The sequence below is a fragment of the Faecalibacterium sp. 7 genome, from assembly GCF_049562865.1.
Taxonomy (GTDB): Bacteria; Bacillota; Clostridia; order Oscillospirales; family Ruminococcaceae; genus Faecalibacterium; species Faecalibacterium wellingii.
The window spans coordinates 1,077,226-1,094,964 of sequence record NZ_CP186911.1 but is presented as its reverse complement, the minus strand read 5'-3'; the positions used below and the strand labels follow the sequence as shown (position 1 = coordinate 1,094,964).

The following is a 17,739-nucleotide window of genomic DNA, read 5'->3' as shown; positions in this document are numbered from 1 at the left end:
AAAGGCCCGCGTTCCGGTCATGCAACTGCGCATACCGGGACGCGGGCTTGTTTCATCTGTTTTTACTGCAGTGCAAAGGTTTCCTCTGCAGCTCTCATTTTCTATCCTTTACGACATTTTTCAAACCAGCAGTTCAGACAACAAAAAACGCCTCAGAATTTCTTCTGAAGCGTTTTTGTTCAAGTCGGCGACTACCTATTTTCACGCGCCGTTTCCAGCGAACTATCTTCGGCACAAGTGAGCTTAACTTCTGTGTTCGGAATGGGAACAGGTGGAACCTCACCGTCATTGACACCGACCGATCTGACTGGCCTAGTATACCATAACTGGTCTACTTTGTCCAGTGTTTCTTAGAAGGACGTGCCTTCAAAACTGAATAATCACTGCTTACATTTTTTCGTTGACTCTTGAGAGTCTCAAGCGAATTGTGGTCAAGCCCTCGACCTATTAGTACACGCTTGCTGAATGGATCGCTCCACTTACACATCGTGCCTATCAACCTTGTAGTCTTCAAGGGGTCTTACTTGTTTGAAACAATGGGATATCTTATCTTTGGGTCGGCTTCACGCTTAGATGCTTTCAGCGTTTATCCGATCCGTACATAGTTGCCCAGCTATGCTCTTGGCAGAACAACTGGTGCGCCAGAGGTACGTCCGCTCCGGTCCTCTCGTACTAGGAACAGCTCCCATCAAATATCCTGCGCCCACGACAGATAGGGACCGAACTGTCTCACGACGTTCTGAACCCAGCTCGCGTACCGCTTTAATTGGCGAACAGCCAAACCCTTGGGACCGAATACAGCCCCAGGATGCGATGAGCCGACATCGAGGTGCCAAACCTCCCCGTCGATGTGGACTCTTGGGGAGATTAGCCTGTTATCCCCAGGGTAACTTTTATCCGTTGAGCGATGGCATTTCCACTCACATACCACCGGATCACTAACTCCAACTTTCGTTACTGCTCGACCCGTCAGTCTCGCAGTTAGGCTCGCTTCTGCGTTTGCACTCTTTTGCTTGATTTCCGTTCAAGCTGAGCGAACCTTTGAACGCCTCCGTTACTCTTTAGGAGGCGACCGCCCCAGTCAAACTGCCCACCTAACAATGTCCCCCGCCTTGATTCAAAGGCGCAGGTTAGAATTCCAATATCGCAAGGATGGTATCCCAACGGCCACTCCACAAGCGCCAAAGCACCTGCTTCCCAGTGTCCCATCTATCCTGTGCATGCAACATCGAAACCCAATATTAGGCTACAGTAAAGCTCCATGGGGTCTTTCCGTCTTGTCGCGGGTAACCGGCATCTTCACCGGTACTACAATTTCGCCGGGCGGGCTGTTGAGACAGTGCCCAAATCATTACGCCTTTCATGCGGGTCAGAACTTACCTGACAAGGAATTTCGCTACCTTAGGACCGTTATAGTTACGGCCGCCGTTCACTGGGGCTTCGATTCAATGCTTGCACATCTCCTCTTAACCTTCCAGCACCGGGCAGGCGTCAGCTCGTATACGTCATCTTTCGATTTAGCACAAACCTGTGTTTTTGGTAAACAGTTGCTTGGGCCGATTCTCTGCGGCTGCATTGCTGCAGCACCCCTTCTCCCGAAGTTACGGGGTCAATTTGCCGAGTTCCTTAACAACCCTTCTCCCGTTGGCCTTAGAATCTTCTTCCTACCTACCTGTGTCGGTTTGCGGTACGGGCACCGCAGAAATACACACAGCTTTTCTCGCCATCTTCCATCCCGGACTTCGGTACTAATTTCCCTCGATCGCTACCGGAACCAACACCCGGCTCCGAGACTTCATATGTGTCCCTGTGTTTAACTCTTTTGGTGGTGACGGAATCTCTACCGTCTGTGCATCGGCTACGCCGTTAGGCCTCACCTTAGCTCCCGACTGACCTGGAGCGGACGAACCTTCCTCCAGAAACCTGAGGCTTTCGGCCATGCAGATTCTCACTGCATTCGCGCTACTCATTCCGGCATTCTCACTTCTATACACTCCACAGCCGCTTACGCTACTGTTTCACCGCGTATACAACGCTCCCCTACCCAATACATTGCTGTATTGCCTAAGCTTCGGTGTCAGGTTTAGCCCCGTTAAATTCTCCGCGCAAAGACGCTCGACCAGTGAGCTATTACGCACTCTTTGAATGAGTGGCTGCTTCTGAGCCAACATCCTGGTTGTCTGCGTATCTTCACATCGTTTTCCACTTAACCTGACTTTGGGACCTTAGCTGTAGATCTGGGCTGTTTCCCTTTTGACAATGACATTTATCTGACACTGTCTGACTCCCAAGCATCAATACTCTGGCATTCTGAGTTTGATAAGCTTCGCTAACCTCTCGGCCGCTAGGCTATTCAGTGCTTTACCTCCAGGTATCTAACTTGAGGCTAGTCCTAAAACTATTTCGGGGAGAACCAGCTATCTCCGGGTTCGATTGGAATTTCTCCGCTACCCACAGTTCATCCGCCGCCTTTTCAACGGAGGTCGGTTCGGTCCTCCATGGAATTTTACTTCCACTTCAACCTGACCATGGGTAGGTCACCCGGTTTCGGGCCCATTGTATGCAACTTAACGCCCTTTTCAAACTCGCTTTCGCTTCGGCTCCAGACCTTAAGTCCTTAACCTTGCTGCATACAATCGCTCGCCGGACCGTTCTACAAAAAGTACCCTATCACGCATTGACGCGCTCTAGGTGCTTGTAGGCACAGGGTTTCAGGTTCTCTTTCACTCCCCTCCCGGGGTGCTTTTCACCTTTCCTTCACAGTACTATACGCTATCGGTCACTGGGTAGTATTTAGGGTTGGAGGGTGGTCCCCCCGTATTCCGACCAGGTTTCACGTGTCTGGCCGTACTCTGGAATTCGCTCGGCTCTTGTCGTTTTCACCTACGTGGTTCTCACACTCTCTGACCGGCCTTCCCATGCCGTTCGGTTAACAACTTAAGTCCTAAATGCGCTCCGTACCCCGAAAGTATTTCTACTCTCGGTTTGCCCTCTTCCGCGTTCGCTCGCCACTACTTACGGAATCTCGTTTGATGTCTCTTCCTCGCCCTACTTAGATGTTTCAGTTCAGGCGGTTCCCTCGATATACCTATTTTAAAGTTCAGTATAACGTACCTGAGTATGAACCCAGGTGAGTTTCCTCATTCAGAAATCTCCGGATCAATGCTTATTTGCAGCTCCCCGAAGCTTATCGCAGCTTATCACGTCTTTCATCGGCTCCCAGTGCCAAGGCATTCGCCCTGCGCCCTTGTTCGCTTGACCTTTCAAACGTTCTCTTGGAACATTTGGTATCCTCTTGATTCTCTCTTGCCAACGAAGATTATTGTTACCCTTCCTTTTGAAATTGTAATATTTCTTAAAAAGAACTTACTATAATCTTTGTTTCGCAGTTATTATTCAGTTTTCAAGGTACGTCTTTGAAGGTTCTTTCGAGCTTTCGCTCTTCAGGGCCCTCAAAATCGAACAATATCTACTCTACTCGTTTAAACCTGTCCAAGGACTGTCCATCTTTTGATGTCCTGTCCTTGCCTGACTCCTTAGAAAGGAGGTGATCCAGCCGCAGGTTCTCCTACGGCTACCTTGTTACGACTTCACCCCAATCACCAGTTTTACCTTCGGCGGCGTCCTCCTTGCGGTTAGACTACCGACTTCGGGTCCCCCCGGCTCTCATGGTGTGACGGGCGGTGTGTACAAGGCCCGGGAACGTATTCACCGTGGCATGCTGATCCACGATTACTAGCAATTCCGACTTCGTGCAGGCGAGTTGCAGCCTGCAGTCCGAACTGGGACGTTGTTTCTGAGTTTTGCTCCACCTCGCGGTCTTGCTTCTCTTTGTTTAACGCCATTGTAGTACGTGTGTAGCCCAAGTCATAAAGGGCATGATGATTTGACGTCATCCCCACCTTCCTCCGTTTTGTCAACGGCAGTCTGGCCAGAGTCCTCTTGCGTAGTAACTGACCATAAGGGTTGCGCTCGTTGCGGGACTTAACCCAACATCTCACGACACGAGCTGACGACAACCATGCACCACCTGTCTCCTTGCTCCGAAGAGAATACATATTTCTATGTCTGTCAAGGGATGTCAAGACTTGGTAAGGTTCTTCGCGTTGCGTCGAATTAAACCACATACTCCACTGCTTGTGCGGGCCCCCGTCAATTCCTTTGAGTTTCAACCTTGCGGTCGTACTCCCCAGGTGGATTACTTATTGTGTTAACTGCGGCACTGAAGGGGTCAATCCTCCAACACCTAGTAATCATCGTTTACGGTGTGGACTACCAGGGTATCTAATCCTGTTTGCTACCCACACTTTCGAGCCTCAGCGTCAGTTGGTGCCCAGTAGGCCGCCTTCGCCACTGGTGTTCCTCCCGATATCTACGCATTCCACCGCTACACCGGGAATTCCGCCTACCTCTGCACTACTCAAGAAAAACAGTTTTGAAAGCAGTTTATGGGTTGAGCCCATAGATTTCACTTCCAACTTGTCTTCCCGCCTGCGCTCCCTTTACACCCAGTAATTCCGGACAACGCTTGTGACCTACGTTTTACCGCGGCTGCTGGCACGTAGTTAGCCGTCACTTCCTTGTTGGGTACCGTCATTATCTTCCCCAACAACAGGAGTTTACAATCCGAAGACCTTCTTCCTCCACGCGGCGTCGCTGCATCAGGGTTTCCCCCATTGTGCAATATTCCCCACTGCTGCCTCCCGTAGGAGTCTGGGCCGTGTCTCAGTCCCAATGTGGCCGTTCAACCTCTCAGTCCGGCTACCGATCGTCGCCTTGGTGGGCCGTTACCTCACCAACTAGCTAATCGGACGCGAGGCCATCTCAAAGCGGATTGCTCCTTTTCCCTCTGCTCGATGCCGAGCCGTGGGCTTATGCGGTATTAGCAGTCGTTTCCAACTGTTGTCCCCCTCTTTGAGGCAGGTTCCTCACGCGTTACTCACCCGTTCGCCACTCGCTCGAGAAAGCAAGCTCTCTCTCGCTCGTTCGACTTGCATGTGTTAGGCGCGCCGCCAGCGTTCGTCCTGAGCCAGGATCAAACTCTTTATAAATGATATTTATCACTTAAAAAGTGTTAAATCTTGTTCGCTCAGCACGCAATCGCTTGCGTCCTGTGTGAATTACTTTTGGAATTGTTTTAAGTGTTTTTCCAAACACATAAAGGTTCCTTACAAGTTTTTCGATATTGTTCAATTTTCAAGGTCCTGTGCGCCTCAGCCTTGCGGCTGACGACCTGTTTATTGTACCACCGAAGTGGTTTTTTGTCAAGCCTTATTTTTTAGAAGCTTTTGAACTTTCTGAACTTGGATGTCTTGAAGTTACTCGGAACAAACCGGTCTTTCCTGACGTCTATTGGTTCTTTTCAAGGGCTTTCTGCTGAGGCTTCGGAAGTCATTCTTTTGCCTCAGCGCTTGGCGCTCAAGTATAATACCACACCCCCGCCTCCTTGTCAACACTTTTTGACAGATTTTTTTCATTCTTTTTTGCGTTCACCCCAAAACAGCAGCAAACCGCAGGAAAAACTGCACCGCAGCTCAGTGTCCCTCTTTATTTATATAATGTATTATAAGGCTTTCTCCGTATAATATTTTGCGATATTACACCATGGAAACGGGTGTGCGTTGTCAAGAGGTCTTGGCTCAGATTTTATCCTGAAAATTATCCATGAATTTTGGCTAAAACTCCAAAACGCAAAATGTAGTGGTATTTTTCTTGACTTGCCACTAGATAGTGATAGAATAGAGCTACATTCAGTTTGTTGGATATCGTGCGCGCAGACGGGTATCTCTTATTGTAAGAGGTACCCGTTCACACTGTGCTTTTATTTACAAGGAGGAGAGCCGATGAAGATCATCAAACGCAACGGTGCAGAGGTCCCCTTTGATATCACCAAGATCATTACCGCTGTTACCAAGGCCAGCGATTCGGTCGGCGGCCAGAGCCGTCTGACCAAGGATCAGATCACCCAGATCGCGGCAGATGTAACCGACCAATGCCAGGCACTGAACCGTGCCGTCAGCGTGGAAGAGGTTCAGGATATGGTGGAGAACCAGCTCATGGACATCAAAGCCCACGACATCGCCCGTCACTATATCACCTACCGCTATATCCAGAGCCTGAAGCGTCAGACCAACACCACCGATGAGCGCATTCTGAGCCTGATCGAGTGCCAGAACGAAGAGGTCAAGCAGGAGAACGCCAATAAGAACCCCACCGTGAACAGCGTGCAGCGCGACTATATGGCCGGTGAGATCTCCAAAGATTTGACCGCCCGTCTGCTGCTGGACCCGGAGATCGTCAAGGCCCATCAGGAGGGTCTGATCCACTTCCACGATTCCGACTACTTTGCCCAGCACATGCACAACTGCGATCTGGTGAATCTGGAGGACATGCTGCAGAACGGCACCGTCATTTCCGGCACCTATATCGAAAAGCCTCACAGCTTCTCCACCGCCTGCAACATCGCCACCCAGATCATTGCACAGGTGGCATCCAACCAGTACGGCGGCCAGAGCATCAGCCTGACCCACCTCGCCCCCTTTGTGGATGTCTCCCGCAAGAAGATCGCCGCTGAGGTAGAAGTGGAAATGGCTGGTCTGGACGTTTCTGCCGAGCGCAAGAAGGAGATCGTGGAGCGCCGCCTGCGCAGCGAGATCAACCGCGGTGTGCAGACCATCCAGTATCAGGTGGTCACGCTGATGACCACCAATGGTCAGGCCCCCTTTATCACCGTGTTCATGTATCTGGGTGAGGCGCGCAATCCGCAGGAGAAGGCAGACCTTGCCATCATCATCGAGGAGACCATCCGCCAGCGCTATCAGGGCGTGAAGAACGAGGCCGGTGTGTGGATCACCCCCGCTTTCCCCAAGCTGATCTATGTGCTGGAAGAGGACAACATCCGCCCCGGCACTCCTTATTACTACCTGACCGAGCTGGCCGCAAAGTGCACCGCAAAACGCATGGTGCCCGACTATATCTCCGAGAAGAAGATGCTGGAGCTCAAGGTGGACAAAAACGGCGAAGGCCACTGCTACACCTGCATGGGCTGCCGCAGCTTCCTGACCCCCTATGTGGACCCCGAGACCGGCAAGCCCAAGTACTACGGCCGGTTCAATCAGGGTGTTGTCACCATCAATCTGGTGGACGTGGCACTCTCCTCCAAGGGCAACTTTGAAAAGTTCTGGAAGATCTTCGACGAGCGTCTGGCCCTGTGCCACCGCGCACTGCAGGCACGGCACAAGCGGCTGCTGGGCACCCCCAGCGATGCCGCACCCATCCTGTGGCAGTACGGCGCACTGGCCCGACTGAAGAAGGGCGAAAAGATCGACAAGCTGCTGTTCGGCGGCTACTCCACCATCAGTCTGGGCTATGCCGGTCTGTATGAGTGCGTGAAGTATATGACCGGCAAGAGCCACACCGATGCCGGTGCAAAGCCCTTTGCTCTGAGCGTGATGCAGCACATGAACGACAAGTGCAACGCATGGAAAAAGGCCGAGAACATCGACTACTCCCTCTATGGCACCCCGCTGGAATCCACCACCTACAAGTTCGCCAAGTGCCTGCAGAAGCGCTTTGGCATCGTGCCCGGCATTACCGACAAGAACTATATCACCAACAGCTACCATGTGCATGTGTCGGAACAGATCGACGCCTTCACCAAGCTGAAGTTCGAGAGCGACTTCCAGCGCCTGTCTCCGGGCGGTGCCATCAGCTATGTGGAAGTACCCAACATGCAGGACAATCTGGAAGCCGTCATAAGTGTGCTGCAGTTCATCTATGACAACATCATGTATGCGGAGCTGAACACCAAATCCGATTACTGTCAGGTCTGCGGCTATGACGGCGAGATCAAGATCGTGGAGGATGACGGCAAGCTGGTGTGGGAGTGCCCCAAGTGCGGCAACCGCGACCAGAACAAGCTGAACGTTGCCCGCCGCACCTGCGGCTATATCGGCACCCAGTTCTGGAATCAGGGCCGCACGCAGGAGATCAAGGACCGCGTGCTGCATCTGTAATTACAATTTTGATGCCCTCCGCTTCGCTCTGGGCATAACAGCGGAAAATTTTTTCTATTTCACGTTTGGAGCGGCCTGCGGGCCGCTCCAAACGTATTTTCACCGGAAGGGCTGCAGCGGCAGGCTTCCATTTCTTTGTAAAGTACAGGAATCATATTATGAACTACGCAACCATCAAATACTATGACATTGCCAACGGCCCGGGGGTGCGCACCAGCGTGTTCGTGTCCGGCTGCCGCCACCACTGCCCCGGCTGCTTCAATGCCGTGGCGTGGGACTTTGACTATGGCCAGCCCTTCGACAAACCCACCCGCAACGAGGTGTTTGCATCCTGCCAGCCGGACTATATCGCGGGCCTTTCCCTGCTGGGCGGCGAACCCATGGAGCCGGAAAATCAGCGGGAGCTGCTGCCCTTCGTGCGCAACTTCAAGGCCTTGTACCCCAACAAAACGGTGTGGTGCTATTCCGGCTACACCTGGGAGCAGCTGACCGGCAAAGAGCCAAGTCTTGCCCGGTGCGAAGCCACCGACGAGCTGCTGAGCCTGCTGGATGTGCTGGTGGACGGCGAATTTGTTGAAGCCAAGCACGATATCTCCCTGCGGTTCCGGGGCAGCAGCAACCAGCGTCTGCTGGATGTGAAAAAGACCCTTGCCGCCGGGGAGCCCGTGTGGTGGGAGGACGAAAAGGTATTCGCCACCCATACCATGGAAAAATGATCAAAACAAAAAGAGCGTCCTGTTTTCCACAAGTTCGGCTTCAAGTGTGGAAAAGCAGGGCGCTCTTATTTTATGTTTTATTCCCGGCTGCCCACGGCATCTTCGATGATGCGCAGGAAGGCATTGCCGTAGCGGGCGGCTTTCTTCTCGCCCACACCGCTGATATTCAGCAGTTCGTCGGTGCTCAGCGGCTTTCTCTCCACCATCTCCCGCAGGGTGGCATCGCTGAACACCATAAAGGCCGGGATATTTTGTTTTCCAGCCAGCCGCTTGCGCTGAGCATAGAGGGCATTCAGCAGCTTCTGGTCGAACTCACTCAGCTCTCCAGCGGTCGTTCTGGCACGACGCGGCTTCTCGCTCAGCCGTCTTGCATTGTCTGCCGCACGGCGGCGGGAATACTCCACCTGCAGCTGAGCTTCCTGCTCTGCAGCCAGACAGCAGGAGCAGTTGCCGCACTTTTTGGGTGCCGCTTCGCCGAAATAGTGCAGCAGAAAGCCACGCAGGCAGTCCTGCGTGGTGGAATAGAAGGTCATATACTTGAGCCGCTCTTCCGCCTTGCGGGCAGCTTCGGCCTTTACATCGGCGGGCAGGCCGTTGTCTGCCTCCATCTCCTTTTCAATAAAGAACCGGATGGTGCGCACATCGGTGCCGGAATAGAGCAGCGTGCACCGGGCGGGCTGTCCATCGCGGCCTGCACGCCCGGCCTCCTGATAATAGCTTTCCAGATCCTTGGGCATATTATAGTGGATCACAAACCGCACGTTGGGCTTGTCGATGCCCATGCCGAAGGCATTGGTCGCCACCATGACCTGCACCCGGTCGTAGAGGAAATCGTCCTGATTCTGCCGCCGGGTATCCGCGTCCAGCTTGGCGTGGTAGGCCGCAGCCCGGATGCCCCTGCTCTGCAGAAGGCGGGCGGTCTCATCCACCTGCCGGGTGGTGCTGCAGTAGACGATGCCCGCGTTGCTGCCCTCTTTCAGCACAAGATCCAGCAGCTCCTTCGGCTTCTGGCTGGGCAGGGCCCGCCGGGTCTCAAAATAGAGGTTCGGACGGTCAAAGCTGGTGGTCACCTCATAGGGTTTCTGCAAGGCCAGCTGTTCCCGGATGTCGTCCCGCACATGGGCGGTAGCCGTGGCCGTGAACGCACCCACCACCGGACGGCTGGGCAGGCTGTCCACAAAGGCCTTGATGCGCAGGTAGCTGGGCCGGAAGTCCTGTCCCCACTGGCTGATGCAATGGGCCTCGTCCACCGTCACCATACTGATGGTCCTTTCCTGCGCAAACCGCTGGAAGCCGGGCATTTCCAGCCGCTCCGGTGCCACATAGATGATCTTGTACCAGCCCTCCCGGGCGCGGCGGAGCATGAGGGCCTTCTGGTTGTCGGTGAGGCTGTTGTTCAGAAACGCCGCCGCCACACCGGCCTGTACCAGCGCCCCCACCTGGTCCTTCATCAGGCTGACCAGCGGCGACACCACGATGGTGATGCCGGGCAGAAGCAGGGCCGGCACCTGATAGCAGATGGATTTGCCCGCACCGGTGGGCATCACCGCCAGCACATCCTGCCCGGCAAGCAGGCGGCTGACGATCTCCTCCTGCCCGGGGCGGAAGCTGTCGTAGCCAAAAACTTTTTTCAGGATGCTGTGCGGGTTTTCCATGGGTCCCTCCGTTGTATCTGATGGGCAGTTCTCTGCGCCGTGTCCTCAAAGCCCTATCAGTATACCATAAAAGCCGGGATTTTGCGCGGGCACAGAGCCTGTTTTTCAGCAAAAAGCACGAAATGTCAAAAGTAATTTTTTTGCAAATGATAGCTTTTCAGGCGCGAAAATGATATAATAGGAGCACATAACTCCATGTCCGGCGGTTTTTTTGTGCGCCGACTGTTGATAGAAAAAGGAGCAATCATCTTATGCATCAGAAACTCATCACCTTTGCCGTTCCGTGCTACAACTCGGCGGCATATATGCGCCATTGCATCGAGACCCTGCTTTCTGCCGGAGAGCAGGCCGAGATCATCCTTGTGGACGACGGTTCCGTGAAGGACGATACCCCCGCCATCTGCGACGAGTACGCCGCCAAATATCCCACCATCGTCAAGGCCATCCATCAGGAGAACGGCGGCCACGGTGAGGGCGTCAATCAGGGCATCCGCAACGCCACCGGCCTGTACTATAAGGTAGTGGATAGCGACGACTGGCTGGACACCGACGCCCTGAAAAAGGTTCTGGCCCGCCTGACCACTCTGGTGGCCCGCGGCACCGCGCCGGACATGATGATCTGCAACTACGTGTACGAGCATGTGGAGGACAACACCACCCTGACCGTGCGCTACACCAATGTGTTCCCGCAGAACCGCCTGTTCAACTGGACCCATGTGGGCCACTTCCGCCCGGACCAGAACATCCTGATGCACTCGGTGATGTACCGCACCGAGGTGCTGCGCAAGTGCGGCATGGTGCTGCCCAAGCACACCTTCTATGTGGACAACATCTTTGTCTACCAGCCCCTGCCCTACGTCAAAAGCATGTACTACATGGATCTGGATCTGTACCGCTACTTCATCGGCCGTGCCGACCAGAGCGTGAACGAGAGCATCATGGTCAAGCGGGTGGATCAGCAGCTGCGGGTCACCAAGCATATGATCGACTGTCAGGATCTGGACGAACTGAAGGATCAGAGACGTCTGCATGCCTACATGGTGCACTATCTGTCCGTGATGATGGCCGTGAGCGACATCTTCCTGCTGCTGGACGGCAGCGACGAGGCAAAGGCCAAGCGCACCGGGCTGTGGCAGTACCTCAAGGATCACGTGAGCACCGGCGTTTACCGCGCCGTGCGCTACAATCTGGGCGGTCTGACCGACCTGAAGTTCCCCGGCGGCGACAAGCTCACGCTGGGCGTCTACCGCCAGCTGCGCAAGATCTTCAAATTCAACTGATCGATCCGATCCAAGGCTGTCGTGCACAATGCATGACAGCCTTTTCTTTTTCTCTACTTTTCCGCGTAAAAGGTTATTTTTTGTCGAAATAGCACGGAATCATTGACGAACGCTGTTCTTTTTTGTATACTGAGCATAGCGCCACTGGAACAATTTTCCTATTGTGTCACAGATTGGCTATCACAGGAAAAGGAAAAGGATAAAGGAGAACAGAATACTATGAAAAGTACCGGAATTGTCCGCGGCATCGATGCGCTGGGCCGCATCGTTCTGCCCAAGGAGCTGCGCACCAGTATGCATCTGGACACCGACACCAAGCTCGAGATCTTTGTGGATGGTGATTCCATCGTGCTCAAAAAGCACCGTCCCGCCGGAAGCTGCGATTTCTGCGGCGAGGTGGACGAAGCCTCGGTGCAGTTTGCAGGCTACTGCATCTGCCCGGCCTGCCGCCGCAAGATCAGCGCACTGTAAAAAACGCAAAAAGGAGGCTCTGCCATGAGCCAGATGATCGATTTCACCGTCCCGTCCACCGTGCCGGGGCGGTCTCTGCACGCCTTCCGCTGCGTGCCGGACGGCGAGGTGAAAGCCATTCTGCAGCTGTCCCACGGCATGGTGGAGTACATCGACCGGTATAAGCCGCTGGCAGAATATCTTGCCGGGCGGGGCATTCTGGTCACCGGCCACGACCATCTGGGTCATGGCGGCTCCATCCGCACCAGGGACGATTACGGCTATTTTGCCGAGCCGGACGGCAACCGCGCGGTGCTGGCCGACCTGCACGCCATGACGGTGCGCACCAAAGAGCTTTACCCGGGAGTGCCCTATTTTTTGCTGGGCCACAGCATGGGTTCCTTTTATGCCCGGCAGTATTTGTGCGAATACGGCCATGAGCTGGATGGAGCCATCATCATGGGCACCGGCTTCCAGCCCAAAGCGCTGGTGCAGTTTGCCAAGACCCTCTGCCGGGTGCTGGCGGTCTTTCATGGCTGGCACTACCGCAGCAATTTTGTGGCGCACACCTCGTTTCTGGGCTACAACAAGGGGCTGGAGGGCCGCACCACCCACGACTGGCTCAACCGCGACCCCGCCGAGGTGGACAAATATCTGGCCGACGAGCGCTGCACCTTTACCTTCACGCTGAACGCCTACTACAGCATGTTCAGCGGCATCCTGCGCCTGCACGACCCGGCCTTCCTTGCAAAAATGCCCAAAGACCTGCCGCTGCTCTTCCTTGCCGGTGACGCCGACCCGGTGGGCGAACAGGGCAAGGGCGTGCGCCGCGCCATCCAGAGCCTGAAAGACGCCGGAGTGCAGAACATTGAATGCAAGCTGTACCCCGGTGCCCGGCACGAGCTGCTGGTGGAAACGAACAAGCAGGAAGTGTTTGCCGACATTGCCGACTGGCTGGACCGGCAGCTGACCTGAACCGCATCCCGAAACCGCTGCACAGCATTTTGTGCGGCGGTTTCTTTTTTTCGCCGGTTTCCGGGCGCGCCGCGCTTTTTCACAAATGTTTCACATTTTGTTCTTTCGGTGGTTCTGCAACAGTACCGTCTCAGCACTGTTTCATTACCGTTTCAAAAGTGTTTCAAACCGCTCCGTTCAAATTCCCACATTCTACCATTTTTCTGTCTTTTTGTGCTATTTGTCAGGATTATACCTGTAATTTTTAGATATTCCGTCTAATTTTCAGTGTTTTTCAAGCACTCTCCCTCTTGTTGACAGGCTTTCAAAAGTGTGATATACCCAAATCACAAGCATAAACTCCGGGATCGGCCAATGGGGGGCCGGTACGGTTTATGTCCCTTTTATAACATGTGAAGATCTGGAAGGAGAGAGTGATCATGACCAACAAAAAATTCAAGCTTGCGGCAATGTCTCTGGCTTTGACCGCCTGTGTTGCGGCAAGCCCTCTGGCAGCAAATGCAGAATCTGCGGACGCTGAGGTAAACAAACCTGCTTCTACAGCTGCGACTTCCACTGACGAAACCAAGCAGAATCCTACTGACGAGACCAAGCAGAATCCTACTGACGAAACCAAGCAGAATCCTACTGACGAAACCAAGCAGAATCCTACTGACGAAATCAAGCAGAATCCTACTGACGAAATCAAGCAGAATCCTACTGACGAAACCAAGCAGAATCCTACTGACGAAACCAAGCAGAATCCTACTGACGAAACCAAGCAGAATCCTACTGACGAAATCAAGCAGAATCCTACTGACGAAATCAAGCAGAATCCTACTGACGAAACCAAGCAGAATCCTACTGACGAAATCAAGCAGAATCCTACTGACGAAATCAAGCAGAATCCTACTGACGAAACCAAGCAGAATCCTACTGACGAAACCAAGCAGAATCCTACTGACGAAACCAAGCAGAATCCTACTGACGAAACCAAGCAGAATCCTACTGACGAAACCAAGCAGAATCCTACTGACGAAACCAAGCAGAATCCTACTGACGAAACCAAGCAGAATCCTACTGACGAGTCCAAGCAGAATCCTACTGACGAGTCCAAGCAGAATCCTGCTGACGAGTCCAAGCCGCAAGCTGCCGTTGAGAACAACGACCTTGCAGTAGCTCCGGCCCCGGTACTGATGCTGGCAAAAGCTCCGGCTGCGCCCGCCACTCCGGCGGAGGACAACACTGTTGCCACCATTACCGGTCAGGACGGCAAAACCACTGGGTACACAAGCTTTGACGAAGCTGTCAGCAAAGCGAATGACGGCGACACCATTGAAGTGGTCAAAGATGCCACTTCCACCGGCATTGATCTCCGGGACAAAAAACTGACGATCAAAGGCAAAACGGTCACAACAGCAACTGACAGCGGTACCGAGGAAAAAACCACCGTCAAGCCCAAGCTGAAGTTCATAGCGAAAGAAGGCCAGTCCCAGATCGTTGGCATCACGCTCTGGGGTTCCAATCTCACCTTCCAGAATATGGATGTTGACATGACGGGGGCCAGCTCCACGACCTATAACAAGTGGAACGCCGTCTGCATGTCCCACGATGCCGCCCTGACGCTGGACAACACCAAGTTTTCCATGGATGGCACAGGTCTGGCCACAGAGGCACACGGCATCTACATGGCTGGTCGCGGCCGCAACGAGCTCAATGTGAACAACCACTCCACCCTGACCATCAACAACTGCTTCAATGCCATTGCATGGGACGGCGTTGGCGGCGGCAACGAAGGCAGCACCTACTTCATCAACATCACCGATGGCTCCACCTTCACCGCCGATGGCAACAATGGCGGCATCATTGGCAGGGAAGCTCTGGATGTTCTGGTGGACAACAGCACCCTGACCGTCACCAACTGCGCCAACCGCGGCGATTGGGAGGGCCGCAGCGGCTTCAATGGTGCCGATGTCAAGATCGTGAACGGCTCTACCGCCAACATCAGCGGCAACCACGGCGGCTACGGCATCCACGCCAATAATCTGCTTGTAGAAAATTCCACCCTCACGGCCAACGACAACGGCTATGGCGGCATCCGCATCACCGGCAAGGGCGAGTTCACCAATTCCACTGTCACTGTTACCGGCACAGAAGAAAAAGGCAATGCTTCCGTTGAGATCACATGGGGTGTCAATGACACCGAGACAGGACTTTTGAACGGTTCGCTGAGCGTCCGGAACAGCACCCTGAACATCTCGGATAACAATGCCACCGGTATTGCATGCCTAACCTATGGCGGTTTCCACCGCAGCCTGACCATCGACGACGCTTCCCGTGTCACCATCCAGAACAACAACGCCACGCCCAGAAACGGCTTCAACGCCAAGGGTGCTGTTGGCGGCGGCCTGCGCATTGAAGCGGGCTGCTCTGCCGTTCTGGGCCGCAGCACCGTCATCAACAATAACAGTGCTGACAAGGCAGGCGCCGACATCTTTACTGAGAAGGGCGGCAAGCTGACCTTCTCCGTAGGCAATGCAGGCATCGGTGATATCCTGCAGGACTGCGGCGACGGCATCGACGGCTGGTACATTGACGCCGAGGGCCAGCGCTGGAATTTCCATGGCGACCCGAGCGTTGCTCAGGATCTTCTGGACAGCAATGTAGCTCTTGATTCTATGGGCGACGGCACCTACACCCTCACCGTCACGGGCGAGCCGCTGGCACTGAAAGCCGCTCATGCGGAACTGCCTGCCCCTACTCCCGAACCGGACGGGTCCGACACTCCCACCCCGGACCCCGACCCGAAGCCGGAACCGAAGCCGGAACCGAAGCCCGGCCCGGATACCTCCGTCACCCCGGAAGACCCGCAGCTGACTCCTGTACAGGACGCACGGACCGATACGCCGGACTCCTCTGTTCTGCCCGCCAACCACACGAATCCCGCTGTGCAGGACGCTCACGCCCTGCCGCAGACCGGCACCAGCCTGTTTGCTGCGCTGGCAATGGCTCTCAGCGGCTTTGCACTGACGATTGCCGGTGCATGGGCAAGCCTGCTGGGCAAGAACAGCAGACACTGAGCCTTCGGCTCCCTGTAATACCGCTATCCGCTTCATCCGTATCGCACATTTATAAAAGGCGAAAGGCCCCGGGACGTTATGTCCCGGGGCCTTTCGTTTGCACATTTTACCGTTTCAGCCAGCCATCCACAGCCGACACCAGCGCCTTGCCGCGGCGGCCCAGCAGGCGGGGCAGCAGGATGCGGGCCATGGCCCACACGCCTGCAAAGTTGTACAGGATAACAGCCGCCGTGATCAGGCCGGTCCACAGGCCGTAGAGCGGCGTCTCAGCCAGCAGCACAAAGGCTTCTGCCACCAGTGCGGCCGCATTCACCAGCACGCGGCCCGGATGCACCTGCATCCCGATCATCCTGTGGGCATCGATGGCGCGCAGGGTGAACACCAGCGCAAGGCCAAGGAAGGAGGCATAGGTCGCGCCTACCGGGCCCCACCACTTGATGAAGAAGTAGTTCATGATGCAGTTGCTCACAGCACCCGCCATCATGGTGATCATGCTGCGGGTGGATTTTTTATTCACCACGTACACGCTGTTCATGAACTGGTTGAAGCAGCTGCAGGTGGACGCCATGACAAGGAAGGGCACAAAGTGCCATGCATAGTAGTAGTTGGACTTCATCACGTGCATCACCGGACGGCACAGCCAGATGATGCCGGCGGCACAGCAGAACAGCACGCTGGAATAGGTGCGGAAGATCTGGGTAAAGAACTTTGCGCGCCCCTCCTCCTCGGTCACAGCGGAAAGCTGCCATGCATCGTAGAAGATCAGGCCCAGCGTGGTCAGGATGGTGGGCAGGAAGTAGCCGGTGGAAAGCAGGCCGCTCCATGCGTCGCCGCTGTGGCCGTCCAGACCGCTGCACATTTCGCGCACAAAGAACAGGTCGGATGCGTTGATGATCCAGAAGCTGATCTGTGCCGGGATCATGGGCAGCGAGAAGCGCAGCATCTGCTTCCAGAGGTTTTTGTTGACGCCCTTCAGCTCCACATAGTTCCACAGCTTTCCGGTAACGGAGAGGAACAGCACACTGACAAGGTCGCCGCTGATGATGGCCAGCAGGTAGCCGTTGGCGCCCCACTTGAAGCCCACCAGATACAGCACGTAGAAGGCCATGGTGGCCACGGTGCACAGCACGCCGTCCACGGCCACCAGCTTGTTCCACTGGCGGCTGCGCACGAACTGGGTGCACAGGGTGCGCAGGCAGCTCATGAGCACATAGATGTAAATGAGCAGGCCGTACTGTGCCATATCGGGCAGAAACTGCGCAATGGGCCAGCACAGCACCAGAAGGCCAAAGCCGCCCAGAATGGTCAGCAGGCCGTTGGTGAACACCTGTTTTTCGCTGTTGCCCTTGTCCAGACCAAAGCGGATGATGGCGTTGGACATGCCCATGGACACGAACGGGATGAGCAGGTTCGCGTACTGGCTCAGGATCTTGGAAAGGCCCAGATCGGAAATTTCCGCCATTGCATAGGTCAGGAACGGCTGCACGATCAGGGTGAGCAGCTTTGACGAAAAGCTGGAAATGGCAAAGATCAATGTGTTGCCGGCAAGCTTTGAATATTTATCGCCGGACTTTTTTTCGTTTTCCAAG

Annotated in this window: 8 protein-coding genes and 3 rRNA genes; 6 read left to right on the top strand and 5 right to left on the bottom strand. The window is 54.6% G+C overall.

All coding sequences use genetic code 11. From position 1 onward, the window contains the following. Positions 1-182: 182 nt before the first annotated feature. The 3 genes from rrf to ACKXF7_RS05335 all read right to left on the bottom strand — a co-directional run bounded on the left by rrf (position 183) and on the right by ACKXF7_RS05335 (position 5,051). Positions 183-299, bottom strand: a 5S ribosomal RNA gene (gene rrf / locus ACKXF7_RS05345). 128 nt (positions 300-427) lie between these two features. Further along, positions 428-3,261, bottom strand: a 23S ribosomal RNA gene (locus ACKXF7_RS05340). Between the two features lie 279 nt (positions 3,262-3,540). After that, positions 3,541-5,051: ribosomal RNA gene (locus tag ACKXF7_RS05335) — 16S ribosomal RNA — on the bottom strand. Together the 16S, 23S and 5S rRNA genes form the textbook arrangement of a ribosomal RNA operon. 792 nt (positions 5,052-5,843) lie before the next feature. Between ACKXF7_RS05335 and nrdD the strand changes: the two genes are divergently transcribed. Together nrdD and nrdG are read left to right on the top strand one after the other, a co-directional pair. Continuing rightward, entirely contained in the window at positions 5,844-8,015 is a 2,172-nt protein-coding gene (gene nrdD, locus ACKXF7_RS05330; RefSeq protein ID WP_423742346.1) for an anaerobic ribonucleoside-triphosphate reductase, read from the top strand. Between the two features lie 158 nt (positions 8,016-8,173). After that, positions 8,174-8,731: an anaerobic ribonucleoside-triphosphate reductase activating protein gene (gene nrdG, locus ACKXF7_RS05325; protein WP_423742345.1), complete on the top strand. Its 558-nt coding sequence runs from the start codon at positions 8,174-8,176 to the stop codon at positions 8,729-8,731. A gap of 77 nt (positions 8,732-8,808) precedes the next feature. Here the strand turns inward: nrdG and ACKXF7_RS05320 are convergent, their stop codons facing one another. Continuing rightward, the gene (locus ACKXF7_RS05320) at positions 8,809-10,386 is read right to left on the bottom strand and encodes a RecQ family ATP-dependent DNA helicase (RefSeq protein ID WP_423742344.1); all 1,578 of its coding nucleotides are present in this window, start codon (positions 10,384-10,386) and stop codon (positions 8,809-8,811) included. Between the two features lie 251 nt (positions 10,387-10,637). On the opposite strand from ACKXF7_RS05320, the gene ACKXF7_RS05315 reads away from it, so the two are divergent. The 4 genes from ACKXF7_RS05315 (at position 10,638) to ACKXF7_RS05300 (ending at position 16,150) form a co-directional block, all read left to right on the top strand. Next, positions 10,638-11,666, top strand: coding sequence for a glycosyltransferase family 2 protein (locus ACKXF7_RS05315; protein ID WP_423742343.1), 1,029 nt, complete (start codon positions 10,638-10,640; stop codon positions 11,664-11,666). 219 nt (positions 11,667-11,885) lie between these two features. Continuing rightward, positions 11,886-12,137: an AbrB/MazE/SpoVT family DNA-binding domain-containing protein gene (locus ACKXF7_RS05310; RefSeq protein ID WP_249237520.1), complete on the top strand. Its 252-nt coding sequence runs from the start codon at positions 11,886-11,888 to the stop codon at positions 12,135-12,137. 24 nt (positions 12,138-12,161) lie between these two features. Then, the gene (locus tag ACKXF7_RS05305; RefSeq protein WP_423742342.1) at positions 12,162-13,091 is read left to right on the top strand and encodes an alpha/beta fold hydrolase; all 930 of its coding nucleotides are present in this window, start codon (positions 12,162-12,164) and stop codon (positions 13,089-13,091) included. A 419-nt stretch (positions 13,092-13,510) separates the two neighbouring features. Continuing rightward, complete coding sequence (locus tag ACKXF7_RS05300) at positions 13,511-16,150, top strand: hypothetical protein (RefSeq protein WP_423742341.1); 2,640 nt, start codon at positions 13,511-13,513, stop codon at positions 16,148-16,150. A 106-nt stretch (positions 16,151-16,256) separates the two neighbouring features. On the opposite strand, the gene ACKXF7_RS05295 is transcribed toward ACKXF7_RS05300, so the two are convergent. Then, positions 16,257-17,738: a lipopolysaccharide biosynthesis protein gene (locus ACKXF7_RS05295; RefSeq protein ID WP_339396030.1), complete on the bottom strand. Its 1,482-nt coding sequence runs from the start codon at positions 17,736-17,738 to the stop codon at positions 16,257-16,259. Between the last annotated feature and the right edge of the window lies 1 nt (position 17,739).

Coding starts and splice junctions, on each gene's coding strand:
- nrdD (WP_423742346.1), top strand. CDS start 5,844: ATGAAGATCATCAAACGCAACGGTGCAGAGGTCCCCTTTGATATCACC.
- ACKXF7_RS05315 (WP_423742343.1), top strand. CDS start 10,638: ATGCATCAGAAACTCATCACCTTTGCCGTTCCGTGCTACAACTCGGCG.
- ACKXF7_RS05320 (WP_423742344.1), bottom strand. CDS start 10,386: ATGGAAAACCCGCACAGCATCCTGAAAAAAGTTTTTGGCTACGACAGC.
- ACKXF7_RS05300 (WP_423742341.1), top strand. CDS start 13,511: ATGACCAACAAAAAATTCAAGCTTGCGGCAATGTCTCTGGCTTTGACC.
- ACKXF7_RS05305 (WP_423742342.1), top strand. CDS start 12,162: ATGAGCCAGATGATCGATTTCACCGTCCCGTCCACCGTGCCGGGGCGG.
- ACKXF7_RS05310 (WP_249237520.1), top strand. CDS start 11,886: ATGAAAAGTACCGGAATTGTCCGCGGCATCGATGCGCTGGGCCGCATC.
- nrdG (WP_423742345.1), top strand. CDS start 8,174: ATGAACTACGCAACCATCAAATACTATGACATTGCCAACGGCCCGGGG.